The 22877-nt window shown below is 69.8% G+C and carries 20 protein-coding genes and 1 pseudogene; 13 read left to right on the plus strand and 8 right to left on the minus strand.

The window, feature by feature from the left end; all coding sequences use genetic code 11:
* Positions 1 to 126: 126 nt before the first annotated feature.
* The gene (locus Q0Z83_RS23355) at positions 127 to 1350 is read right to left on the minus strand and encodes a hypothetical protein (protein WP_317796103.1); all 1224 of its coding nucleotides are present in this window, start codon (positions 1348 to 1350) and stop codon (positions 127 to 129) included.
* 3 nt (positions 1351 to 1353) lie between these two features.
* Positions 1354 to 1887 (minus strand): hypothetical protein, encoded by a 534-nt coding sequence (locus tag Q0Z83_RS23360; RefSeq protein ID WP_317796104.1) that lies wholly within the window; start codon positions 1885 to 1887, stop codon positions 1354 to 1356.
* 472 nt (positions 1888 to 2359) lie between these two features.
* On the opposite strand from Q0Z83_RS23360, the gene Q0Z83_RS23365 reads away from it, so the two are divergent.
* On the plus strand, positions 2360 to 3070 hold the full coding sequence (locus tag Q0Z83_RS23365) for a DUF6082 family protein (protein ID WP_317796105.1): 711 nt from the start codon (positions 2360 to 2362) through the stop codon (positions 3068 to 3070).
* Here the strand turns inward: Q0Z83_RS23365 and Q0Z83_RS55900 are convergent.
* Positions 3050 to 3256 (minus strand): DUF397 domain-containing protein, encoded by a 207-nt coding sequence (locus Q0Z83_RS55900; RefSeq protein WP_378078675.1) that lies wholly within the window; start codon positions 3254 to 3256, stop codon positions 3050 to 3052. The two genes, Q0Z83_RS23365 and Q0Z83_RS55900, sit on opposite strands and share 21 nt — an antisense overlap.
* A gap of 360 nt (positions 3257 to 3616) precedes the next feature.
* Here Q0Z83_RS55900 and Q0Z83_RS23370 point away from each other — a divergent pair, with 360 nt between their 5' ends.
* From Q0Z83_RS23370 to Q0Z83_RS23380, 3 genes are read left to right on the plus strand one after another with little or no spacing between them, the layout of a single operon-like run.
* Entirely contained in the window at positions 3617 to 4384 is a 768-nt protein-coding gene (locus Q0Z83_RS23370) for an ABC transporter ATP-binding protein (protein ID WP_317796106.1), read from the plus strand.
* Positions 4381 to 5130: an ABC transporter permease gene (locus tag Q0Z83_RS23375; protein WP_317796107.1), complete on the plus strand. Its 750-nt coding sequence runs from the start codon at positions 4381 to 4383 to the stop codon at positions 5128 to 5130. The genes Q0Z83_RS23370 and Q0Z83_RS23375 overlap by 4 nt, the downstream gene beginning before the upstream one ends.
* A 19-nt stretch (positions 5131 to 5149) precedes the next feature.
* On the plus strand, positions 5150 to 5992 hold the full coding sequence (locus Q0Z83_RS23380; RefSeq protein ID WP_317796108.1) for a MerR family transcriptional regulator: 843 nt from the start codon (positions 5150 to 5152) through the stop codon (positions 5990 to 5992).
* On the opposite strand, the gene Q0Z83_RS23385 is transcribed toward Q0Z83_RS23380, so the two are convergent.
* On the minus strand, positions 5958 to 8630 hold the full coding sequence (locus tag Q0Z83_RS23385) for a carbohydrate-binding protein (protein ID WP_317796109.1): 2673 nt from the start codon (positions 8628 to 8630) through the stop codon (positions 5958 to 5960). The genes Q0Z83_RS23380 and Q0Z83_RS23385 overlap by 35 nt on opposite strands.
* A 177-nt stretch (positions 8631 to 8807) precedes the next feature.
* Between Q0Z83_RS23385 and Q0Z83_RS23390 the strand changes: the two genes are divergently transcribed.
* From Q0Z83_RS23390 to Q0Z83_RS23400, 3 genes are all read left to right on the plus strand, one after another.
* Positions 8808 to 9911: a DNA alkylation repair protein gene (locus Q0Z83_RS23390; RefSeq protein WP_317796110.1), complete on the plus strand. Its 1104-nt coding sequence runs from the start codon at positions 8808 to 8810 to the stop codon at positions 9909 to 9911.
* 100 nt (positions 9912 to 10011) lie between these two features.
* Positions 10012 to 10551: a hypothetical protein gene (locus Q0Z83_RS23395; RefSeq protein WP_317796111.1), complete on the plus strand. Its 540-nt coding sequence runs from the start codon at positions 10012 to 10014 to the stop codon at positions 10549 to 10551.
* 138 nt (positions 10552 to 10689) lie between these two features.
* Positions 10690 to 11028 carry a DUF6223 family protein gene (locus Q0Z83_RS23400; RefSeq protein ID WP_317796112.1) on the plus strand — a complete coding sequence of 113 codons (339 nt, stop codon included), beginning with the start codon at positions 10690 to 10692 and terminating at the stop codon, positions 11026 to 11028.
* Here the strand turns inward: Q0Z83_RS23400 and Q0Z83_RS23405 are convergent.
* From Q0Z83_RS23405 to Q0Z83_RS23415, 3 genes are all read right to left on the minus strand, one after another.
* Positions 10969 to 11814: a hypothetical protein gene (locus Q0Z83_RS23405; RefSeq protein WP_317796113.1), complete on the minus strand. Its 846-nt coding sequence runs from the start codon at positions 11812 to 11814 to the stop codon at positions 10969 to 10971. The genes Q0Z83_RS23400 and Q0Z83_RS23405 overlap by 60 nt on opposite strands.
* 54 nt (positions 11815 to 11868) lie before the next feature.
* The gene (locus tag Q0Z83_RS23410; RefSeq protein ID WP_317797121.1) at positions 11869 to 12624 is read right to left on the minus strand and encodes a hypothetical protein; all 756 of its coding nucleotides are present in this window, start codon (positions 12622 to 12624) and stop codon (positions 11869 to 11871) included.
* Positions 12625 to 12709: 85 nt separating this feature from the next.
* Positions 12710 to 16225 carry an ALF repeat-containing protein gene (locus tag Q0Z83_RS23415; protein ID WP_317796114.1) on the minus strand — a complete coding sequence of 1172 codons (3516 nt, stop codon included), beginning with the start codon at positions 16223 to 16225 and terminating at the stop codon, positions 12710 to 12712.
* Between the two features lie 195 nt (positions 16226 to 16420).
* On the opposite strand from Q0Z83_RS23415, the gene Q0Z83_RS23420 reads away from it, so the two are divergent.
* Positions 16421 to 16903 carry a hypothetical protein gene (locus Q0Z83_RS23420; RefSeq protein WP_317796115.1) on the plus strand — a complete coding sequence of 161 codons (483 nt, stop codon included), beginning with the start codon at positions 16421 to 16423 and terminating at the stop codon, positions 16901 to 16903.
* 69 nt (positions 16904 to 16972) lie between these two features.
* Here Q0Z83_RS23420 and Q0Z83_RS23425 read toward each other — a convergent pair whose 3' ends face one another.
* On the minus strand, positions 16973 to 18316 hold the full coding sequence (locus Q0Z83_RS23425; protein WP_317796116.1) for an RICIN domain-containing protein: 1344 nt from the start codon (positions 18314 to 18316) through the stop codon (positions 16973 to 16975).
* A gap of 141 nt (positions 18317 to 18457) precedes the next feature.
* Between Q0Z83_RS23425 and Q0Z83_RS23430 the strand changes: the two genes are divergently transcribed.
* The 5 genes and pseudogenes from Q0Z83_RS23430 (at position 18458) to Q0Z83_RS23450 (ending at position 22807) form a co-directional block, all read left to right on the plus strand.
* Positions 18458 to 19159, plus strand: coding sequence for a GntR family transcriptional regulator (locus Q0Z83_RS23430; protein WP_317796117.1), 702 nt, complete (start codon positions 18458 to 18460; stop codon positions 19157 to 19159).
* A gap of 19 nt (positions 19160 to 19178) precedes the next feature.
* Positions 19179 to 19478, plus strand: coding sequence for a hypothetical protein (locus Q0Z83_RS23435; RefSeq protein WP_317796118.1), 300 nt, complete (start codon positions 19179 to 19181; stop codon positions 19476 to 19478).
* A gap of 1 nt (position 19479) precedes the next feature.
* A pseudogene (locus tag Q0Z83_RS23440) lies at positions 19480 to 19887 on the plus strand (BTAD domain-containing putative transcriptional regulator); the annotation flags it as partial.
* 242 nt (positions 19888 to 20129) lie between these two features.
* Entirely contained in the window at positions 20130 to 21317 is a 1188-nt protein-coding gene (locus Q0Z83_RS23445) for a hypothetical protein (RefSeq protein ID WP_317796119.1), read from the plus strand.
* A 65-nt stretch (positions 21318 to 21382) separates the two neighbouring features.
* Positions 21383 to 22807, plus strand: coding sequence for a WGR domain-containing protein (locus tag Q0Z83_RS23450; protein WP_317796120.1), 1425 nt, complete (start codon positions 21383 to 21385; stop codon positions 22805 to 22807).
* Positions 22808 to 22877 lie beyond the last annotated feature (70 nt).

The raw sequence follows: 22877 nt of genomic DNA on the forward strand, positions 1-22877 counted from the left end.
GGCGGGCCTGCCTTTCCCTAGCCGAGTACCGTGGGCGAGGGCCGGTGCCCGACCCGACCGCCGCGTGGACGGCAGTCCGGGAGGATTCGGGGCAGGTTGGGCCGCTCCCCTTTGGTCGCTTCGTCATCAGTCGACATGATTCGGCGCGCCGAGCGGGGACTCTGTCGAAGGGCTCGCCGGCGCCGCTGACTCGACCGGCTCCCCACCGATCGCCGATTCGTCGGCAGCCGAGACTCCGGGTACGGGCACGGGAGAAGGAGTGGGCGTAGCTACGGGCTCTGCGACGGGATCGGGCTCGCCGGTCGTCGGAGCTTCCCCGACCGGCCCGCCGCTCGACGCGGTCTCTGCGGCCCATCCGCCGGAAACAGGCTTGGCGGCGGCCTTCTCGATCTCGACGAATCGCTGGTTGACCAGCAGACATCCGGCGACCCGATCGCCCCCACGGACCTTGACCGACAGGACCGGCCATCCCTCGGTGAGCACGATCGTGTCGCGGCGTTCACCAGCGGGGACAACGACGTCGCTCGAATTCGTCTCGGCCGCATCCGCCTCCATCCCGTCCGCACCTGCGAAACGCCAGAAGCAGGGCGTCCGATCGGTTGACCACAGCGTCGCGACGAACCGTGATTCGGCTTCCGGCTGGAAGCGAAGCTGCCGCCACCCGTCCTTGCCGGAGAGGGCGACCAGGGCGGAGAACGATTCTTCGGATCCGTCGCCCTGGCTCACCGAAAGGTGGGGGTCGGAGACGGAAGCGGGGCGGTCGACGGACGCCTCGGAACTCGGGGGGAGAGTCACCGCCGTCGTGGATGGCCGTGACGCGACAGTGGTGTAGGGCTGGGCCGACGAGGTCGTGCGAGGGTGCTCACCGGCGGTCGGCGCAGGTTGCGGCCGTTCCGTGGTCGGCAGCGCCACCTCCTGTCTCGGGCCGATGGGCGCGTTACTCAATCCGGTGGGCACATAGGTGTCCGGCAACGCGTCGAGATGCGTCGCCGTTTGCCGCGCCCGGATTCCGGCGAACAGGCTGGACACGAGGATGAGAAGCACAGCAGATGCCGTCAACCACCTCAGGAGTGGGCGCAGGCGCACCCGCCATCCACTCCGGCTGTCGTCGCCCGGCGCCAGCCCCGATATGCGTGTGCATGCGGCGATCCGGGTATCGCCGGATTTGTCAAGAACCGCAAGATCCTCGTCGGCTGCGGCCACGCCGTGTCGGGACCCGAGCCGGAGGTAGTCCCGGGCCATTGACCGATCTCCGTGCGAGAACCAGAAATGGGCACGCCGGTGCGCATCGTAGCCGCCCAGAATGTGCTCGATCTCGATGGCTGCGTCTTTAGTGTTTACTTCGGCCATGAGTCACAGCTCTCCATTCAGTTGTTCGACCCAGACGGTACGCGCTTCTTCCAGAAGGATCGCAACCTCGCCCGAACCGATGGGGGCCGCCCGGCCTTTGCTGACCGTTTGGGCGATCTCATCGTCGGTGAAGCCATTCAAGCCTATGCAGTCGGGACATGGAATAAACATGGTGGAGGGGTGGGTCCACACAATTCCCCCGTAGGTGTGCCGGCTCATCTCCGGATCATCGTCACGGCTTTCGCGGCAACCAGCGCCGAACCCCATGTCGTGGCGAAGAAGGAGAATCTCGGCGCGTTCCGCTCCCATGATCTGGAAGGCCCGTTTGATCGCAATCTCAGCATCTTTGCGCGTGTCCGCGGGCAGCCCCGCCAAAAATTTGGAAGCCATGAAGGTGGCGGCCGTTTCCACAGAAGCCGTGTCGCGCCACAGATTATATTCATCCCGGACATACCGGACCGCCATACCGGCAAGCATCTCCATGATCCGATCATCGTCTTCCAGATTGATCTTGTAGAGCTTTACCCTCAGCCTCATCAACCTACAAACTTCATCCAAGGGACTCTTATTTTTCCTGCACTTTCCAACCGATGAAGGAATTTTCGCGACTAAATAGTGCCCGACCTCAGCGGCGGGCCGTTTAGGAAACCTTATTCTTGTCAATCTAGTGAATTCTCCAAACGCGGCCGAGTCGAAGTCTGGAATGTGTCGACATGCCAGAGTTTCGTGGCGTGCACCGAAAGGCTCCACCGAACGAAAACGTGAAGAAATTGTTCGTGCTTTGGAAGCGGGAGCGCTGTTTCGTGGCCCTCCGGGCCTTTTCGTGCCGCCACGCTTCGCACGACTAGCTGGGACGATGACACGTCCTCTGCCGCAGATGAAGAATATCAGAACTGGTCGGGGCGCCGCCGAGGACACGCCCGTTCGATCACAACACGTGGTTGAGCCGGCGCGACGCGAGTTGCCACCAGTACGCACAATCGAAGGCAGCGCGCGCGGAGGAGGAGCCATGCCCTTGCCCACCATCAGCCCGGCACGCCCGTTCGTCGATATCGCCGCCAAGGTCGGAATAGGGATGCTGCTGGTCCTATTCGTGACGGGTATCGCGATCTCACCGATGGCTTTCAGTGCAGTCGATTCGACAAACCTCGATTGGAACCGGCTCAGTGACATCGGGCAGGCTTATGGTCTTGTCTCCGCCCTGCTCTCAGCCGTCACGCTCTGCCTGGTGATCCTGTTGCAGCGCCATCAACTGCGGCACGAACGCATCAGCGTTGTTCGAGACATGCATCTGAACGTGGTGGGCATGGCTCTCGACAACCCCGAGTACTGCCAATGCTGGGGTGTACGCGTAACCGAGGATGACGAGCGCCTGTTCTACTACACGAACATGATTCATCTTCTGTGGTGGTACTCGTTCGAGATCGGAGACCTCAGCGAGGCGCAGGTGCGCAGCTACGCAGGAGGAATGTTCGACAGTGAGGTTCCCCGCGACTACTGGCGGATGCACGGCCGATGGCGGCTCTCGGGCTCCCGAGGCCGCCGCCGGAAATTCCTTCTCATGATCGACGAGGCGTTCCGGGCCGCGGAGGCGAGCGGTCCGCCCGCTCGTCGACGGGAACGGCCACATCGGACTCCGCAGCCCGGTCGTACCTCGCACCAGGCGAGACGCCTCCTGAGTCAGCCGACGGTCAGCAGGCTACGACACCGCCCACGCTGACCGAATTCGCAAGATCAGGCAGCGCCACGCTGCCGGGGTGAGACACAAGTAGAGATCCGGTTTCTGCGAATTTCGCAGATATACACAGCTGTCACCGTATGCCCATTCCACGCAGTGAAATTCGCCGACACAGAAGCGTGAGCGTTGCCAGTCCAGACCGTCACACGGACCGAGGCCGTCACCCATGTAGATGCTCTCCCATCAGTAACTCCACCCGGCCGCCGGCTAAGCGAACCTCTGGGTTGGCGTCGTCGATGACGGCCGGAGTGGGATCTGCCTGCGCCTCGGCGGGTGGTGATGAAGATCGAACACCCGCGCCGATCGGCGCATCACATGATGTTTCCTCGTGCTGTGGGATGGCGATTGACTCTGCCACGCTGGGCCATTGTGAGGCTGCCAGACCGCACGACTAGCTGGAGCTATCTCCATGCCGCACCTCTGATTCTACCGAGTCGGCCGGCATGAGAACCCCGCAACACGCGGGCCACCGACAAGATCTGACGGACGCTTGACCCTGACGCAGCGTCAACCTTGCATGCTGCCGGCATGGGTGAGTCATCAGCGGGCGGCGCTATCGAAGTGCGGGGCCTGCAGAAGTCGTTCAAGGAACTCCACGTGTTGCGCGGGGTGGATCTCGCGGTCGCTCGGGGCAGCATCGTCGCGCTGCTCGGGTCCAACGGGGCCGGTAAGACCACTCTGGTGCGGATTCTGGCCACGCTGCTCAAGGCTGATGGCGGGACCGCGTACGTCAACGGGTTCGAGGTGGCCGCCGACGGGGCCGACGTGCGGCGGTCGATCAGTCTGACGGGGCAGTTCGCGGCGGTCGACGAGGTGCTCACCGGGCGGGAGAACCTTGTCATGGTCGCCCGGCTCCGGCACCTCGACCGGCCCGGGGCGGTCGCTGACGAGTTGCTGCGCCGGTTCTCGCTGGTCGAGGCGGGCGGGCGGCGGGCCGTGACCTACTCCGGTGGCATGCGGCGACGGCTCGACATCGCGATGAGCCTGATCGGTGAGCCGCCGGTGATCTTCCTGGACGAACCGACCACCGGGCTCGACCCGGAGGCCCGCCTCGAGGTGTGGCAGGCGGTCAAGGAACTCGCCGCGGGCGGCACCACCGTGCTGCTGACCACCCAGCATCTGGAGGAGGCGGAGCACCTGGCCGACCGGATCGCGATCCTGCACGACGGCCGGATCATCGTCGACGGCACCCTCGACGAGCTGAAACGGCTGCTGCCACCGGCCCGGGTCGAGTACGTCGAGAAGCAGCCCACCCTGGAGGACGTCTTCCTGAAGCTGGTCGGAGGTAAGTCATGATCGGCGACACCCTGGTCCTGCTCGGCCGGTCGCTGCGGCACATCATCCGCAGCCCGGACACCATCATCACGACCGTGCTCATGCCGATCGCGTTCATGCTGCTGTTCGTCTACGTGCTGGGCGGCGCGATCCAGACCGGCGCCGGGTCGTACGTCGACTACCTGCTGCCCGGCATCCTGATCATGACGATCGCGTCGGGGATCTCGTACACCGCGTACCGGCTGTTCCAGGATCTGCAGGGCGGCATCTTCGACAGGTTCCAGTCGATGCCGATCGCCAGGTCGTCGCTGCTGTGGGCGCATGTGCTGACCTCGGTCGTCGCCAACCTGGTCTCGGTCGTCGTGGTGGTGCTGGTGGCGCTGGTGATGGGCTTCCGGACCGGCGCCGACATCTCCGCCTGGCTGGCCGTCGCCGGGATCCTGACCCTGTTCACCCTGGCGCTGACCTGGATCGCGGTGATCCCCGGGCTGACCGCGAGGTCGGTCGACGGCGCGAGCGCGTTCGCGTACCCGCTGGTCTTCCTGCCGTTCGTCAGTTCGGCGTTCGTGCCGACCGAGTCGATGCCCGGGCCGGTGCGGGCGTTCGCCGAGAACCAGCCGGTCACGTCGATCGTGGACACGATCCGGGCGCTGTTCACCGACCGGCCGGTCGGCTCGGGCATCTGGACGGCACTGGCCTGGTGTGCGGGCATCCTGGTGGTGGCGTGGGGTCTGGCCGCGATGACCTACCGGCGCAAGATCTCCTGAGCGGGGCAGGATCAGAGGCATGCTGACGATCGGGCAACTCGCGTCGTACGCCGGGGTCACCGTGCGCGCGGTCCGGCACTATCACCAGGTCGGCCTGCTGCCCGAGCCGGACCGGGACGCGTCGGGTTACCGGCGGTACGGTGCGAGTGCGGTCGTCGCCCTGCTGAAGATCCGCACGCTGGCCGAGGCAGGGGTGCCGCTCTCCGAGATCGACTCGCTGTTGCGGGCCGGCGAGGCGGATTTCGCGGCGGCGGTGGACCGCATCGATCATCGGCTGGCCGACGAGATCACCCGGCTGGAGACCAGCCGCCGGCAGATCGCCCGGCTCGCGGCCGGGAACAGCGGTGCCCTGCCGGCCGAGGTGCTGGCCTATCTGGACCGGCTCCGGACGATCGGGGTGTCCGAGCAGCTGGTGGCGGCCGAGCACGACGGGTGGATCCTGATCGCGGCCCGCTGGCCGGACCAGGTCCGCGAGTGGGTGCCGGTCAAGGTCGCGCAGTTGGAGGATCCGCGGATGGTCCGGCTCTACCTGGTGTTGTCCGAGCTGGTCGACGAGGGGCAGGCCGGTGGGACGCTGCGCGACGAGGCCGCCTTCCGGCTGATGGAGGAGGCCGCCGACATCATGGCCGAGCTGGCCGAGGAATCCTATGCGGCGGGCGAGACCGTCGGCCGGAGTGATCCGGCCGACGATCTGCCGTTCGAGTTGCTCGACGCGCTGGCCGACGAGCATCATCCGGGGGCCCGGATCATGCGCGATCTGATGCGCCGGCGCGGCTGGTCCAGCTGGACCAGGCAGGAGAAGGTCCCGCCTGGTCCGGGGCGAGAGGCTACCGGCGCGGCACCGTCGTCGGTCGGCCGATGACGGCCGGGGCGATGGTGATCTTGTCGATGTCCGGGGCGTACGCCTGCGGGTTGCCGAAGGTCAGCGGGCCGTCGGCGGTGGTCAGCGTGATCGGGACGGTCTTCTCCAGGAAGCTGTTCCAGGCGTACGTGTACCGGAAGTAGCCGTGCGCGGTGCCGCCGCCGGTCTCGGTGATCTCCAGTCGTCGGTCGATGACCTGCGGGTTGTAGTCGTGGTGCCCGCCGAGCTCCGCGTTGGCATAGGAGACGGCTACGTCGTACAACCCCGGCTTGTCGAAACCGGGACCACGGGTGATCTCGAACGTGTTGGCGGCGCCGAGCCCGACGTAGCCGATCGATCTGCCGCCGGAGGCGTTGCTGCCCGAGGAGTCGGCGTGTGTGGTGATGCTGACCGCACCGTGCCGGATGGTGTCCTCGGCCTCGATGGTGACGGCGGCCGTGTCGGCGGCGGCGACCCGGGTGGTGGTGAGCTGCTGCAGCAGGAGGCCGCGCTTCGAGCGGATCTCGATCTCGTTGATGCCCTGGCTCAGGTGTAGACGTGCGGTCGACCGCCAGGCACCGGCCCTGGGCGCCGACACCGTGGCGACCGAGCGGCCGTTCACGGTGACGTCGACGTCGGTGCGGCCGGTGCTGCGGTAGTCGAGCCCGACGTCGTAGTAGCCGGTCTCCCAGGCCTGGATGTACGCGTCGGCGCGCTGCCGGTCGCCGCGGATCTCGGCGTGGCCGCGAGCCTTCGCCCTGTCGTAGGTGACGCGGGCGCCGCCGAAGTAGCGCAGCGTCGAGGCCGGGTAGGCGGTCGGCTCGCCGTCGGTGATGTCGGTGAGCAGGAACTTGTCCAGGGTGATGTCCGAGTTGGGCAGCCTGCTGATGCCGTCGAGGCCGGCCCGCAGTGACAGGGTGTGTGTGCCGGCCGTCAGCGCGACGGTGACCTCGGAGCTGCCGCGGTACTGCCAGCGCTGGACGTCGGTGAGGGCCAGGTCGGCGGTGTACTGGACGATCTGCGGGTTCGCGCCGTCGACGAAGAGCGCGTGCCGGCCGGGTACGCCGGGTGCGCCGCCGATCACCTGGAACCGGTAGCGGCCGGTGCGGGGCACGGTGACCGTCCACTCGGCTTTCGAGGTGGGGCGGTTGAACGAGCCGACGTCGCGGCCGCCGGAGGCGAGGAACTTCCAGCCGCCACCGGCGAGCGGGTCCTGGTCGTAGACGGTCGCCGCGGTGAGAGTGGTGTTCTCGGCCTCGATCGAGGTGCTCCAGACGGCGGCGGCGACCGGGGTGCGGTCCTGCTCCGGGGTGATCAGGACCTGGTAGGCGGCGTACCTGTCGTAGGTGGGCACGTTCAGCTCGATGGTGCCGCGATCGAGGCGTACCCCGTCGAGGACCTTGACCACCCGCGGCGTGCCGGCGACGCCTTCGGCTCCGGCCAGGGTGATCTCGCGGACCTCGATGTCGACCCGCTTGCCGAAGATGTTCCGGTCGAGGCCGGACAGGCTCAGCGTGACCGGATCGTTGCCGCCGCCATACAGGACGGTGGCCCGCTTGTTGCGCTTGTCGACGGCGGCGATGCCCTGCAACGTGTCGACCGTGTTCAGCGCGGGCGGCGTCACCGCGACGGTACGACTGCCCGCCAGGTCGCCGTACCACTTGAACATCCACCAACCGGCGTTCGCCGAGTTCGTCCGTGCGCTGTTGTCGCTGAGGTTCCCGGCGTACGCCCAGTAGGCGGTCTGGCCGTCGATCTTGAGGTCTTCCATGATGGACAGCCACTGGACCAGCTGGCCCGGCGTGCCCATGTCGCGCAGCATGCCCCACTCGGTGATGTTGACGTGCATCGGCGTCAGCCCGAGCCGCTTCTCCAGGGCCCGGTAGTCGGTGTAGTGCGAGCGGAACGTGCGTAGGTTGTCGATGCCGAGCTCGTGCCAGATGAACACGTCCGGCAGGACGGCGTTGGCCTTCGCGTAGGTGAGGAAGTCGGCCGACCGCTCGGGCTGCCATCGGGTGTCACCCGGGCCGCCGATCCGGGCGTGGCCGAGGCCGTGCCGGGCGTACACCTGCTGGATCTTGTCGTAGGTGGCCTTCCAGTCGGCCAGGAAGGTGTCCTTGAGGGTGCCCCAGTTCGCGTACCAGTTGCCGCCGTCGGGTTCGTTGAACGGGATGAACACGTAGTCCTGCGGGCGCTTCGAGGTGGTGGCGACCGCCTCGGTCACGAACTCGACCACCTCGAGGTAGTCCCAGACACCGTTGGGTGTGTTCGTGTACGTCCCGTCGGCCTGGCGGTAGGTGCGGGTGTCGCCGGGACGGACGCCGCCGTGGTACGACCAGTCCGGGTAGTAGTCCTGGACGTAGATGTACATGTCCCGACCGTGCTTGTGGAAGAAGCCGTCCTCCACCTTGATCGCGTCGCCGCTCGGGTGCTGGGTGCCGTAGGGCGCCTTCTGCGAGGTGTTGGTGATGTGCGCGCCGTCGATCAGCGCCTGGGTGGGCGCGCCGTCGTCACCGAAGCCGTACAGCGTCCCGGTGGCCCCGCCCCGGAACTCACCTGTGCTCTTCGCGAAGTCGACGCTCAGCACGTCGGTCGCCGCCGCGGCCGTCCCGGGCGCCGACAGGACCCCGGCCGCGAGCGTGACCCCCGCAACCAGCATGGCAAGCCCATTCACAGATTCTCTCCACTCCTCGACCCATGTGACCGGTCACTCGAACGCACTCGCAGTGTGACCGGTCACATCGATGGGAGGAAGTGCGCGTTACGGAGTTGTTACCGGCATGTCAGATCGACCTCTACTGTGGGACGGCCCGGACACCTCGTCGAAAGAGACCGCATGCCATCCGCCGACGAACTCATCGGCCAGCACGTCGTGGCGAACCTGCTCACCGCGATCCAGGCCGCCGCCCCCGAAGCCGACCTGACCGCCCTGCGTGCCGCCGGTGAGCGGATCGGACCGCTGGCCCTGCGCGAGCGCGCCGACCTGCTCCGGGACGCCCTGCTCACCGACCTGCCCGGCGACTACGACACCCTTGAACGGACGATTCGCCACGCGCGGGAGCATGCGCCTCAGTTCACCGGCTGGCTGATCTGGCCGGTCACCGGCGCCGTGGCCACCCGCGCGGTCCAGGACGGCGGCACCGACGCCTTCGACCGGGCGATGGCCCTGCTCGCCGACCTGACCGGTCGCCTCACCGCCGAGTTCGCCATCCGGACACTGCTGCGGCACGACCTCGACCGGGCGCTCGACATCGCCGGCGGCTGGACCACCTCAGCCGACACCGATGTGCGCCGCCTGGCCTCCGAAGGCACCCGGCCCTACCTGCCATGGGCGGCGCGGGTCCCGGGCATCCTGGCCCGGCCGGGCGCGACCATGCCGATCCTGGACGCCCTCTACCGGGACGAGAGCGAATACGTACGCCGTTCGGTCGCCAACCACCTGAACGACCTCAGCCGCGACCACCCCGACCTGGTCGTCGACACCGCCGGGCGCTGGCTGGCCGATCCCGGACCGGAGACCGCACGGCTGGTCCGGCACAGCCTGCGCACGCTGATCAAACGCGGTCACCCGGCGGCCCTGGGACTTCTCGGCTTCACCCCGGCGACCGTCCGGGTCGACGGCCCCCACCTGGACCGGGCGACGGTTCCGTTCGGCGGCAGCGTCCGCTTCCGGGCCACGGTCCACAACACCGGTCCCGAGCCGGCGAAACTGGCGATCGACTACATCGTCCACCACCGCAAGGCCAACGGCACGCAGACCGGCAAGACGTTCAAGCTCACCACCCGCGTCCTGGCCCCCGACGAGAAGATCGAGGTGGTACGGGAGCACTCGTTCCGCCCGATCACGACCCGCCGCTACCACCCTGGTCCGCACGCGATCGCGCTGCAGGTGAATGGAGTCGAGTCGCCCCGCGCCGCCTTCGATCTGGGCGACACCTGACCGGCCACCCCCGCCGCGGGTCGAGGAGGACCTGTGAAGGCATCGGGGAGACCGTGTGGGCAGCACCGGCCACCACGCGAATGCGGCATAACCTCCGGGCATGTCCAGGCTCATCGACGGGGTCGTCCTGTCAGCCGCCGTCGCCGTCGCCGCTCACTGGAGCGGTCTGCTGCTCATCGTGGGGACGCATCCGGTTCCCGGGTGGGCGCCGGGCGGCGCCCTGCTCGGGGTGGCACTGATCGTCGGACTGAGCCGGCGGTCGGCGCCCGCCCGGCCCGGCCCGAACCGCTGGCGGTGGGCGCTGGCCCTGCTGACCCTGATCGGCTGTCTGGCCGGCGGACTGGCCGATGCCTTCGCGAGGTATCACCTGCTGGAGCCGTACGGGCCGGGTGGCTGCCGGGCCGTCGCGAGAGAGACCGCGTTCCTCTTCGCCGGCAGTGGCCAGGTGTACACCGGTCACGTCATCGGTCCGATGGGGATCGCGTGGCGCGGCACCTCGTGGACCGCGGACGACGGTCACCGCCCCATCGCCGCCGGCGACTACGAACTGTCGTGGGGGTTCGGTGGCGGCTCCCTGGTCGTCGAGGGCAGCGACGGCGACCCGGTCTGGCCCGCCCTGCACGGTGTCGACTGCGGCTGAGGCCGGCCGGACTACCGCACCCGCGGTAGTCCGGGGCTGCGACGACCGCGGCAGCGGGTGACCACGGCTGCACGATGTCGGCACGATCACGGCCGGACAGGATGGAGGCATCCAGTCCGCACCGCCTTGGAGGGCACCGTGGCCGCGTACACCCTGACTTTCGACCGTGCCGTCGCGACCGTGGCCGCGATCGCGGCCCTGATCGCCCTGATCGCCGGCGTCCTGGCCCTGATCCGCGGCCGGGATCCGCGAGTCGCGCTGATCGCCGGTGCCCTCACCCTGCCAGTCGGTGTCTGGGTGCTGGCCACCGCCGACGGCGGCCCGGGCACCGGAAACGGCGTGGTGGGCGGTTATGCGAGCGTGGCGTTCGGCCTGACCGCCGTCATCCTGGGCGGCCTGGCGCGCACCCGCTCCAGGTCAGAGCGTAGGGAACACCACGCTGAAGAACAGCGTCAGGGCGATCGCCCAGATCAGTGAGCCGACGAGCGCCGTCACCCACGGCTGGCGGCTCTTGACCAGCAGGAACGGCGCGTGGATCAGGAACGCGAAGATCTGTCCGAGGACGCCGGTCTCCCGGATCACCTTCAGTAGCTGGTCGGAGACCGTGTCCAGATGGCTGACCTGGAGCCCGGCCTCCATACGCTGCGCCACCAGGCCGTAATAGCCGAACACCGTCGGGAAGAGCCAGAACGGCGTGATGCGTACGAGGATGGTCTCGGACAGGCTGCCGAACGCGACCGTGTAGATCACCGCCGCCGACCCGAGACCCAGCACGATGAGGCTCGCGTAGAAAACCCGCAGCACCCTGCTCGCCGGGGTCGCCTGCACCGCCGTGGCCGTCGCCGTCCGGACCGGTCGGTGCGGGTGGCCGCACTGCGGGCAGGCAGTCGCCGCGACCGAGATCTGCCGGCTACACGCCGCACAGGCGGTGAACACCGGCGCGGCGTCGACCGCTCCGTCAGCCGGCTCGCCCGGCCTGCGCCGCCCGGTGACCAGGACCACTATGCCGCCGACCAGACCGGCCACCCCGGCCGCGAGCAGCATGTTCCGGTTGTACTCGGCGTCCTCCTGACGCCGCAGGGTGCTCTCGGCGTATTCGCCGAACCGCTCGCGCTCCTGCTGGTCGGCCACCGTGCGGGCCTGCTCCAGCTGCCAGGCGCGGACCCCGGCTTCGCGATCGGCGTCCTGCCAGGACGTGATGCCCAACAGCAGCAGCGGGATGCCGAGCACGAACAGCAGGATCCCGGAAGCGCGGCGCGACATGCGTCTCCTCTACGTGGACGGCCCCGTGTCGAGGCCACACCGTAGTCGAAGACCTCAAATGTCCGCCGGGTACGAGTCGTCGAGGACCATCTCGCGGACCTCGATCAGGCCGGGCCAGTGGCGCGAGACCGGGTCGGTGCCGCGGCGCAGCCAGAGGGTGGTGCCGTCGGCCGCCACCGCGGTCTCGATCACATGGTCGGCGTCGCCCTCGATCCGGCCGGTCTCGACCGGGCCCAGGCCCAACCGGCCGGACTCGGTCAGCGGGTCGCCGTGGGTGCGGTAGACCAGGGCGGCACGGCCTCCCCGGTCGACGCTGACGGCGGTCGGGCCGACGCGGGCCAGCCACGGCCGCAGGGCCTCCGCCGTCGCGGTGAGGGTGGTCGCCGGGACGGTGACGAAGAGCCGGGCGACGACATCGGTGTCGACCGGCTCGACGTCCAAGGTGCGGTCGGGGGTGAGGCCGTGGCCGTGGGTCGCACCCTCCCAGCCCATCTCCTGACCGGCCCGATCGATCACCAGGCGGGTGGCCGGCAGGTCGAGGGTGGGTACGGTGGTCTCGGCATAGCGGACGTTGCGGGAGTACACGAAGTCCTCCTCGCGCCAGCCGAAGCGGTGCAGCAGCGGCCGGGCCATGGCGTGCATGGCGGCTGCCTCGTCCACCGCGGCCCGGGTGCCGGACAGCAGCAGGTCGGCGCGTTCGACGTCGACGTCGATCCCGTCGGCACCGAACTCGTCGGCGAGCGGGGCGTAACGGCGCAGCGTCTCGGCGGCGCTCGCGGTGCCGCGGGTCAGCCGGAGCATCGCCGTCATCGCGAACTCCACGTCGTCCTTCGCCACAGGAACTCTCCTCACGGTGATGGGGCCTGGCGGACCAGGCCCCATCATCACTGAACCGTCAGTGGGTCACTCGGCCGGTCGGCGAGATGTTGGCGTGCTTGGAATCCTTGCCGAAGAGATCCAGGCCACCCTTGCCGGGCTCGAGCTGGACGTCCCACTCCTGCTTGCTGGGGTCCCAGCGCCACTGGTAGCCGTACGCGTCGACGTATCCGCCGTTGACCTTGCGCGGCTTGGCCGCGTCCCAGCCCTTCGGCGGTACGAAGACGATCGGCCCCTGGGTCGGCAGCCGCAGTTGCTGCGCCGCCTTACGGGCACCGGGGTTCGTCGCGTAGAACTCCGCGGCCTCCTTCAGCAGCGTGTCCATCACACCGAGGGCCCGGTTGGCGCGCGCCAGCCCGGCGTACTCCACGTTGTGCGCCAGGTTCTTCAGGAACTCCAGGTTGTGCGCCCGCTTGGCGAGCGCGGCGAAACCCTTGAGGTCCTTCGCGACCTTGGCGCTCTTGGCGAACGCGTCACCGAGGTACGGGATCATCGAGGCGGCCGAGAGACCGGCGCCGAGCCAGTCACCCTTCCACAGCGAGATCGCCCCGGACGTCCCATCGGCGACACCGGTCGGGTCGAAGATGCCGATCAGGTCGAGCAGGAGCTGGGCGATGTCGGAATCGCTCATCCCGACCGCCTCGGGCATCTGGCGGGTCTCGACCGGAGTACCGGAGGTCTCGGTGTCACCCCCCGTGGGCGCCGGCGGGTTCGGGTTCGGGTTCGAGGTCGCCCACGACTCGAGCAGCTTGCCGGTGGCGACACGCATCGCCTCCAGCGCGATGGTGGCCGCCTCGGCTGCGCTCTTGCCGGCCGCGATGGCCGACGCGTGGGCCTGGGCCGCCGACTCGTACGCGGCGTCGGCCGAGGCCCGCGCCGACGCGGCCGAGGAGGTGGCCTGGTCCGCGGACCGCTGGGCGGCGGCCGCCGAGGCCCGCGCGTCGGCGGCCGCGGTGTTGGCGGTCTTGGCCGAGGCCGCCGCCGCGTCCGCGGACCGCTTCGCCGAGGCCGCCGCGGTGGCCGCCTGAGCGGCGTAACCCTCGGCGGCCTTGGCCGAGTTGGCGGCCTGCGTCTTGTACTTGTCCGCCTCGGCGGAGGCGCCGTTGGCGCGGGCCGCCAGCTCCGCGGCGAGGGCCGCGTCCTGGGCGGCGAGGTTCGCCGACTGCGCGGCCGAGGCGACCAGGGCCTGGACGGCCGACACGTGCGCCGCCGTCTGCTCGTCGCGCAGCTTGGCCCGGAACCGCTCGACGGACAGGAACTTCGATCCCATGAAGGTCGGACCGGCCAGCGCCACCTTGGCGGCGGCCTGCACCTCGGGTCCGCCGGCGTCGGAGATGTCGGCGATCGCGATCCGCTCGTCGGCGGCGGCCGCGGTGTCCTTACCGGACCGCAGGAAGCGGTATCGGTCCAGCGCCGTGCCCTTGAGCGCCGCCTTGCCCGCGGTCACGGTGGCCGGCCCGCCGGTGGCGATGATGTTGGAGATGGCGACCCGGTCCTGAAGGTCCCGGCCGGGGTAGTTCGGGAAGGCGAGGAACGCGACGATCTCGGCGTGGCTCTTGTCGAGAACCGCCTTGGCCGCGTCGGCCAGAGCCGTGTTCTCCGGGTTCTGCGAGATCATCTCGAGCACCCGGGACCGGTCGTCCTGAGTGGCGGCCTCCTCACGGCCGGCGGTCAGGAAGGTGCGCATGCTCTCGGCGTCGCCGGACAGCACCTCCTCGGCGGCCTGCGCGGTCCAGGGTCCGCCCTGCTCGCGCAGCAGCACCGCGGCCTTACGGCCGTTGGTGAGCATGGTGTCGGTGGAGGCACCGCTCGCGGTCGCGGCGGCCAGCAGGCCGGTCGTCTCGGCGGAGACCCGCTGCGCTTCGGGCACGTCGGCCATCACGTCGGCCGGTTTGGCCAGCTCGACGGCCCGCAGGGCGGACGCGTCGGAGAGGGCGTTGGTGGTGTCGGTGGCGAGGCTCTGCGTCTCGGCGGCGCGGGCCGCCGCCTGGACCGCTTCGGCCTGGGTGGCCGCGTCGGCGGCGTCCTTGGCCGCGTTCAGGGCCGCGGTCGCGTGCTGGGTGGCCTTGGCCGCGGCCTCCTGGGCGGTACCGGCGAAGACCGCCGCGGCTTCGGCCGCGTCGGCGGCGGCGTCGGCATGTGCGGCCGAGCGTTCGGCGTACGTCTTGGCCTGCCGTGCCGCGGTGGCCGCGGTACGGGCCAGCGACTGCGCCTCGTTGGCCGAGCGGGTGGCCGAGGCGGCCAGCCGCCGTGCGCGGGCGGCCTGTTCGCGGGCGCGGGCCGCTTCCGAGTCGGCGACCGCGGCGTGCCCGGCGGCCTCGTCGGCGGCGGTGGCGGCGGCACCGGCGTTACCGACCGCGCTGACCGCGGCGAGGGCGGCGTTCGCGGCGGCGTCGGCGGCCGCCACGGCCACGTTGATGAAGTCCAGGATGCCCTTGACCTGGTTGGCCGCGGCCCGGGCCTCCTGGGCGGCGGTCTTGGCGGCGTCGGCCTTCTTCTTGTCACCGAGCGCGGCGGCGGCCGCGTTGTAGGCGCGGGTCGCGGCCTGACCGGCGAGGGTCGCGGCGTTGGCGGCCCGGGCGGCGGCCTGGGAGGCGATCCGGGCGGCCTGGCGGGCGGCGGAGGCGGCGTCGACCGCGTCCTGTGCGGCGTCGGCGGCCCGTCCGGCGGCGTCGGCGGCCCGTCCGGCGGCCGCGGTGGCCTTCTTCGCGTCCTCCTTGGCCGCGGCGGTCTCGGCGGCGGCCTTCTCGGCCGCCTTCTTGGCGGCGGCCGCGGCCGCGACCGCCTTGTCGGAGGCCTGGCGGGCGGCCAGGGTCTCCTTGGCGGCCGTCTCGCGTGCCGCGCGGGCGACCTCGGCGAGGTCGGTGAGCGTCATGATCTCCTGGTCGCGGGCCCGGGCGACGTCCTGGCCACGCAGCAGGAAGTAACGGATGTCCTCGGTGGTGCCGGCGAGCGCGGCCTTGCCGTCGGCCTGGACCTGCGGGCCACCGGTGGCGACGATCTCGGAGATCCGGACCCGGTCGTCCTGCACAGCGGCCTCGAAGGAGGTGCCGAGCAGGAACGCGCGGACCGCCTCCGGGCCGTCGGCCAGAGCCTGACGGCCCGCGGCGCCGGTGGCGGCGCCGCCCGCGGCGATCGTGTCGGAGACCTGGAGCCGCAGGTCCTGTTCGAGTGCCTGCTGGAAGCCACCGTCCAGGAAGGCGCCCACCTGGGCGTCGGTGCCGGCCTGGACCGGCAGGGCGGCGCCGGCCATGGCGGGGCCGCTGGAGGCGACGAGCGAGTCCAGGCGGGCCCGTTGGTCCAGGGCGCGAGCGGCGTGCTGGCCCTCGGCGACGAAGGTGCGCACCTCGGTGTCGGTGCCGGTCAGAGCGGTCGCGGCGGCCCGGGAGAGGACCGGCCCGCCGTCCCGGAGTAGGGCGACGGCCCGCGCGCGAACGACGTCGATGGGGTCTTCGGCCGCATGGGCCGGGACCGGTGCCACGCTGACGGTGACCGCGGTCGCCAGGGCGGCGACCAGCGTTGATCTTATTCGCATTATCTCCCCCGTGGTCTGGCCGATCCGACCAGAGAGGACGAATCGGCGCAGCCGAGTCAATCGCAGGAAGTTGACGCGAATCAATGTTTTCCGCAACCCTGGCACTATGGCGCAGATCACAGCGCCAAGGGTCATGCCCATTGATGGCCCTCACTAAGGTGCTTAGCGTGCACACCCACGGGGAGGAAACAAATCATGCTCACCACCCGTAGAAAAGTCCTGATCACAGCCGTTGCAGGCGCAGCCGTGGCCGGTTCCCTGGCCTACGGAGTCTCCGCTCAGGCCGAGGAGGCCGCCGATCAGCCGGCCAGTCTGGTCGAGGACTTCAGCTACCCGGGCGCGGCCCAGATCGAGGCCGACAAGAAGATCAAACTGATCAAGGGCGACGGAAAGATCATGCTCGCCGAGTGCGGGTCGGCCACCGACCTCATCCAGGTCGAGTCGTACAACAATCTGTCCGAGCCGGTGTACTGCTTCAAGGTGCTCGGCTCGACCGGATTCCTGACGCTGGAGATCCCGAACGTCTTCTTCATCTGGGCCGGCGACGAGAAGGTCACCGCCACCGTGACGGTCGGCGGTGTCGAGAAGGACCCGGTGGTGGTCGACGCGAACGACGGTGAGCCGGTCGGCGCCGAGGACCCGAAGAACCACGCGGTCCTGCTCGAGCTCCGGGTCTGACACCAGCCACGCTCGTCGATGCGGACCGGGATGCACCGGCCCGCATCGACGACGACTACCAGTCGACCGTCAGAGCCTGCCCCAGATCTGGTTGGTGGTGCCGGCGCAGTCCCAGAGTTGCAGCTTGGCGCCGTTGGCACCGTTCCAGTCCTTGATGTCGACGCACCGGCCGGAGGAGACGTTCTGCAGGGTGCGCGCCGAGGTGAGGGTGAACCGCTGCACCGGGTTGGCATTGCAGTCGGCCAGCTGGATCGGGGTGTTGTTGGTGAGGACTCCCCCGGCCGGGTCCATGCACTTGCCCATCGCCCGTACCGTGCCGTCGGCCTCGAACGTCCATTTCTGGGCGGCGGTGCCGTTGCAGTCCCAGGTCTGCAGGACGGTGCCGGAGTCGGGCACACCGCCGGGGATGTCGATGCAGCGGCCACTGAAGTTGGACTGCAGCATGGTCGCGCCGGTGGTCGGCGGTGTCGGCGTGCCACCGGGGTCGCAGTCGTTGGCGGCGACCACGTTGTCGGTGTGGGTGGTGCCGCCGGCACGATACGTGTTGACCGCGGCGGTCGCCTGAGCGGGCGTGAGCACCTGCTTCTTGGCGTGGTAGACGTAGTCGACCGACTGTAGCCAGGTGCTGGCGCCGCCGGTGTGCCCGGCCAGGTCGATGAACCACTGGTTGAAGTCGATCGACATGTTCTGGCGGGGGTAGACCTTGCCGGAATGGTCGCCGACGAGCGCGCCGTCGATGTAGTACTTCACGTGGCCGCCGGAGACGGTGGCCATCACGTCGTGCCAGCCGTTGATGCTGCGCGACTGTTGGCTGTGCACGTTGTCGGCGTACCAGGGGTCGGCGACATAGGTGTACCAGGTGGTCTGATAGTTGATCGGGCCCGCCTCGCCCCAGCCGCCGTTGGGCAGGTACTCGGAGAAGTCCATCTCGGAGTAGAGCGGGTCACGTGGGGCGGCGAGCGGGGAGATCGTGTAGAAGGTCTGGTTCACGTGGTCACCGTCGGCGCCGCCGGCCGGGGTGTCCGAGAACTTGATCCGGGCGAGGTAGGTCCCCTCGAAGAACCGGCGATTCGGCTGCGAGAACTCGGCGTGCGACGTGCCCGCGGCGGTGCCGTCGGTGACGGCTTTGAGCTGGAGGGCCTTCTGGCCGTCGACGATCGGGAAGGACACGTTGTCGGGTAGCCACCGGGCGCCGCCGACACCGGGGCCGCCGGCGTTGCTGCGGACGCTCCAGCCGCGCTGGCCGAGGGCCGCGTCGGTGCGTGACGAGTAGTTGAAATCGTCGAAGAGCACACCACAGCCGGCGGCGGCGTTGCCGCTGGGAGCGGCGGCGATCCCGATGCCGGTCAGGGTGGCCACGGCGACGGCCGTGACCGTACCCATGACGATCTTGCGGTTGGGGGTTGATCCCATTGGGGGTGGGCTCCTTCGGGGATGAGGCCAGAACTGACCACTGGTAAGGGAATCGGCCGCCCGGTTACTGTGATCCGAACCAGTGGTATGCGTCAATAGACTGCGGAAAAGTTTCTTTACAGTGAGATTCGGGGGGACACGATGCGCCGCGCTGAGGTGACCGACCGGTTGCGGGAGCTGATCGACGCGCGGGCGCCGGGTGATCCCCTACCGTCGGAACGTTCCCTCTCCGAGTCGCTGCGCGCGTCCCGGCCGACCGTGCGGGCGGCCATCGACGAGTTGGTCCGCGGTGGGCTGCTGGTGCGCCAGCACGGACGGGGCACGTTCACCAGCCCGCACAAGATCTCCCAGGAGGTCCCCGCGTCCGGGCAGCCCGTCCCACCCGCCGACGGCGACTGGACCAGCGAGGTGCTGGAGTTCCGGACCGAACCGGCGGGCGCCCGACTCGGCCGCCGGTTGCAGGTGTCCCCCGCCGCCGAACTGCTCTACGTCAGACGTCGGCGGATCGTTGACGGCGAACCGATGGCCATCGAGCAGATCCGGCTGCCGGCCGCGGTCGTGCCCGACATCGCGGCCGCCGACTTCGTCTCCGGGTCGCTCTACCGCCGGCTGCGTGAGCAGTACGGGGTACACCCGACCGAGGCGGTGCAGACCGTCGAACCGACGGTCACCGACGCCGACGAGTCCCGCCTCCTCGAGGTGCCGCTGCACTCACCGGCCCTGCTCTTCGAACGCACCACCCAGGACGACACCGGGCGGCTCATCGAGTTCACACAGTCGATCTACCGCGGCGACCGCTATCGGATCACCAGCCGGCTGCGCCTCGGACCCGACTCGGGCTGAGCCCCATATGATCTGCCGCGTGCTGACGTGCAGGGTCCTGGGGCCGGTCGAGATCGAGGTGGACGGCCGCCCCGTACCCGTACGGGGCCCGGCTCCCCCGGCGCCTGGTCACCGCGCCGGCCGCCGCTCAGGGGCGCCCCGTCAGCCGCCGGCCAACCCGAAGAGCTCCCTGTTCTTCTACGTGTCCCGGCTGCGGGCCGGCTTCGGCGCCGACCGGGAGGCGCTGGTCCGGAACACGCCGCCCCGTACCGGGCCCGGCTCGCCGAGCTGCGCATCGTCGCCGAGGAGGAGCGGTCGGCCGGCGACTCGCGGCCGGTGACGCCGTCGTCGTGGTCGGCGATCTCGAGGCGGCGGTACGGGCCGAGCCGTACCGTGAGCGCCGCTGGGAACTGCTGATCCTCGCCCAGTACCGCAGTGGCCGGCAGGCCGACGCGCTGTCCTCGCTGCGCCGTGTGCGTGACCTGCTCGCCGAGGAGCTCGGCCTGGACCCCGGCCCGGCCCTGCAGGACCTGGAACGCCGCCTACTGCTGCAGGACCCCCGCCTACTGCTGGACACCCGCCCGCCACGGACACCACGGCCGCTGTCCGCGTTCCTCGGGCGCGGATCACCGCCGCCCTCGCCGACCGGCCCGCCACGCTGCTGCTCGACAACTGCGAACATCTCGTCGAACCGGTCGCCGACCTGGTCCTGCACCTTCTCGCGCACTGCCCCGGCCTGCGGATCCTGACCACCAGCCGGGAACCGCTCAGGGTCAACGGCGAGCAGCTGCTCCCGGTCGACCCGCTACCCGCCGAAGCGGCGATCGCGCTGCTCACCGACCGGATCGCGGCCCAACGCCCCGGTTGGCGACCGGACGACACCGACCTCGGCCACCTGGCCCACATCGCGGCCGCCCTCGACGGCATCCCGCTCGCCCTGGAACTCGCCGCCGCCCGGTCCCGGATGATCGGCCTCGGTGATCTCAGCGCGATGCTCGACGATCGGTTCCCCGCGCTCGGGACCGTCCCGCGCGGCGCGATCACCCCGCACCAGACCCTGGAGGCGGCCGTCGCGTGGAGTGTGGATCTGCTCCCGCCCGACGACCGGGCACTGCTGTCGCGGCTGTGGCCGTTCGAGGACGGGTTCCCACCGGCCGCCGTCGACGACGACCTCGACCGGCTGTCCGCCCTGGTCGCCCGGTCGGTGGTGGCCGCCGACCTCGACGTGACACCGACCCGCTACCGGCTGCTGGAGATCATCCGGGCGTACTGCCGAGCTCATGATCCACAACCGGCCGCCAGCCGGGAGACCCATGCCGCCTGGGTACGGGAACTGGTCGCCCGCTGGGTCCCGGAACTGATCGGCGAGCACTCTCCGCACGCGATGCGGGTACTGCACCGGGATCTCGCGAACGTGCACGCCGGCATCGAACACGACCTGACCGCGTCACCCGAGGCCGCGCTGCGTACCGCGTCGCTGATGCCCTGGTTCTGGTTCCGCGCCGGTCACACCGCCACCGGCCTGCGGCTGCTCGACGCCGCGCTGACCGCCGCCCCGGACGCCCCGGTCGCCGACCGGGCGAGAGCCTTCGGCGCCGGAGCGACGGTACGGTTCATCAGCGGTGATCTGGTCGGCGCCGGGCAGTGGCTGGAGCAGGCGCACACGATCCTGCCCGAGCCCACCGACCGGGCCGAACGGATCGTGTACGTCCAGATCCACTACTACGACTCGGTCGTCCACCACGGCGCCGAGGACTACGCCGCCGCCGGCCGGCAACGGCAGGGCTGGGCGGCGGCGCTCGGCGAGATGGGACTCGGCCGGCTCGGCCTGATCGGCGCCACCCTGGGCGGCGCCGGATCACCCGTCTACCCGGATGACGCGCTGGCCGCGATCCGCCGCTCGATCCGCCTGTTCCGCGTCGAGGACGACCTCGGCAACCTGCTCACCTGCCTGTGCATGGGCGCGCAGGCGCTCGCCCTGGCCGGCCGCCCGGACACCGCCGCGGTGCTGCTGACCGCGGTGCGCGGCTACGCGGTCCGGCGGGGCATCGACCCGACGCTGGTCGGTCCTCAGTTGACGGCGGCCATCGAGGCGATGCTGCGCGACGCCGACTGGGCCGCCGCGGCCGAAGCCGCCCGGAATCTCGGCGAGCAGCAGATGATCGAACTGCTCGGCTGATCGGTTTTGTCGTACCCCACGGCTAAGTTCATCCGCGTTCCCCCTCCTGCCGAAAGGTGGCCCGGATGCCGGCCGAAACGACGTACCTCGAACTCTCCGAAGACAGCGGGAGTGCCCACAAGTTCTACGAGGTGACCGTCGACGGCACCGACCTGACCGTCCGTTATGGCCGCATCGGCGACCGGGGGCAGGTCAAGCAGTCGTCGTTCACCACCGAGGACAAGGCACGGTCCGAGGCCGCGAAGAAGATCGGGGAGAAGGTCCGAAAGGGCTACGCACCGGCGGTCATCGGCCGGCGGCAGCCCCGTTCGGTCACCCGACGGCAGATCGTCAGCACCCGGTCCACCGCCAAGAGCGCCCCGGTCCTGTGGCGCTACCGGTCCGGCAGTCCCGCGTTCGGGGTGTTCGTCGACGACGACGTCTGCATGGTCGGCAACGAGGCCGGGCTGATCACCACGCTCAACCACAAGGCCGAGGTGCAGCAGCAGTTCCGGCTACCCGACGGGGTGAAGTGCATCGTCGCCGACGACCGCTGGATCTACGCGGGCTGCGACGACGGCAACGTCTATGACCTCTCCGGCAAGGTGCCCCGTCTGGCCTATCGGATCGCGCCCGAGATCGACATCTACTGGCTGGACATCCACGACGGCGTCCTCGGGGTGTCGGATGCCAACGGGGGCATCTCCGCGATCGACCACGAGGACGAGTTCCTCTGGCAGCGGCCCGGCCGCGGTTCGTCGGCGTGGATGGTCCGGTGTGACGACAACGCCGTCCACCACGGGCACAGTGCCGGCGTGACCAGCTACGACTGGCGGACCGGTCAGGAGTTGTGGCACACCGGCACCCGCGGCGCGGTGCTGTTCGGCTGGCAGGAGCGCGACACCGTCTACGCGGGCACGTCCGACCGGCAGGTGGTCGAGCTCGGCAAGGACGGCTCGCACCGCCAGAGCTACCGGTGCGACGCCGCCGTCTTCTCGTGCGCCGCCGCCGAGGACGGCCGTTACATCTTCGCCGGCGACAGCTCCTCTTCGATCTACTGCTTCGACGCCGCCGGGAACCGTCTGTGGAAACTGGCGACCGGCTGCGGCTCCGCCTACTCGATGCAGTATCACGACGAGCGCCTCTACATCGTCACCACCGACGGTTCGCTGGCCTGCATCGACGCCGGCGAGCAGGCGATCCGCTCGGCAGTCGACGGCACGGTTCCCCAGGTGGTGGATGTGAAGGCGCCGCCGCGGATGGCCGAGGTGGCCCCGTCCACGACTGTCGAGATCGTCCACGACCCGGCCGACGGCATCGTCGTCGAGTGCGTCGAGGAGTCCGGTCGCCTGCGCATCCGGGTGGTCACCGCCGGCTACCGCAACGACTGGCAGGTCCAGTTCCCGAAGGGCATCCGGGAGAGCGGCAGCCGCTACGTCGTGACCGGCATCCGAGAGGCCTCCCGGGGCGGCTTCTACCGCGCCTACGGCGACATCCGCCGTCTGAGCTGATCCCGGCGAGCCGGTGGTGGGGCTAGCACCACCACCGGCCGGGAGTCTGTTCCATCGTGCCCGGGTGCGG

Source organism: Actinoplanes sichuanensis (assembly GCF_033097365.1).
In the GTDB taxonomy this organism is placed as follows: Bacteria; Actinomycetota; Actinomycetes; order Mycobacteriales; family Micromonosporaceae; genus Actinoplanes; species Actinoplanes sichuanensis.

Excerpts from the sequence above, each read along its gene's own strand:
- Q0Z83_RS23355 (WP_317796103.1), bottom strand. The coding sequence starts at position 1,350 with ATGGCCGAAGTAAACACTAAAGACGCAGCCATCGAGATCGAGCACATT.
- Q0Z83_RS23360 (WP_317796104.1), bottom strand. The coding sequence starts at position 1,887 with ATGAGGCTGAGGGTAAAGCTCTACAAGATCAATCTGGAAGACGATGAT.
- Q0Z83_RS23365 (WP_317796105.1), top strand. The coding sequence starts at position 2,360 with ATGCCCTTGCCCACCATCAGCCCGGCACGCCCGTTCGTCGATATCGCC.
- Q0Z83_RS55900 (WP_378078675.1), bottom strand. The coding sequence starts at position 3,256 with ATGGGTGACGGCCTCGGTCCGTGTGACGGTCTGGACTGGCAACGCTCA.
- Q0Z83_RS23370 (WP_317796106.1), top strand. The coding sequence starts at position 3,617 with ATGGGTGAGTCATCAGCGGGCGGCGCTATCGAAGTGCGGGGCCTGCAG.
- Q0Z83_RS23375 (WP_317796107.1), top strand. The coding sequence starts at position 4,381 with ATGATCGGCGACACCCTGGTCCTGCTCGGCCGGTCGCTGCGGCACATC.
- Q0Z83_RS23380 (WP_317796108.1), top strand. The coding sequence starts at position 5,150 with ATGCTGACGATCGGGCAACTCGCGTCGTACGCCGGGGTCACCGTGCGC.
- Q0Z83_RS23385 (WP_317796109.1), bottom strand. The coding sequence starts at position 8,630 with ATGCTGGTTGCGGGGGTCACGCTCGCGGCCGGGGTCCTGTCGGCGCCC.
- Q0Z83_RS23390 (WP_317796110.1), top strand. The coding sequence starts at position 8,808 with ATGCCATCCGCCGACGAACTCATCGGCCAGCACGTCGTGGCGAACCTG.
- Q0Z83_RS23395 (WP_317796111.1), top strand. The coding sequence starts at position 10,012 with ATGTCCAGGCTCATCGACGGGGTCGTCCTGTCAGCCGCCGTCGCCGTC.
- Q0Z83_RS23405 (WP_317796113.1), bottom strand. The coding sequence starts at position 11,814 with ATGTCGCGCCGCGCTTCCGGGATCCTGCTGTTCGTGCTCGGCATCCCG.
- Q0Z83_RS23410 (WP_317797121.1), bottom strand. The coding sequence starts at position 12,624 with ATGACGGCGATGCTCCGGCTGACCCGCGGCACCGCGAGCGCCGCCGAG.
- Q0Z83_RS23415 (WP_317796114.1), bottom strand. The coding sequence starts at position 16,225 with ATGCGAATAAGATCAACGCTGGTCGCCGCCCTGGCGACCGCGGTCACC.
- Q0Z83_RS23420 (WP_317796115.1), top strand. The coding sequence starts at position 16,421 with ATGCTCACCACCCGTAGAAAAGTCCTGATCACAGCCGTTGCAGGCGCA.
- Q0Z83_RS23425 (WP_317796116.1), bottom strand. The coding sequence starts at position 18,316 with ATGGGATCAACCCCCAACCGCAAGATCGTCATGGGTACGGTCACGGCC.
- Q0Z83_RS23430 (WP_317796117.1), top strand. The coding sequence starts at position 18,458 with ATGCGCCGCGCTGAGGTGACCGACCGGTTGCGGGAGCTGATCGACGCG.
- Q0Z83_RS23445 (WP_317796119.1), top strand. The coding sequence starts at position 20,130 with ATGCTCGACGATCGGTTCCCCGCGCTCGGGACCGTCCCGCGCGGCGCG.
- Q0Z83_RS23450 (WP_317796120.1), top strand. The coding sequence starts at position 21,383 with ATGCCGGCCGAAACGACGTACCTCGAACTCTCCGAAGACAGCGGGAGT.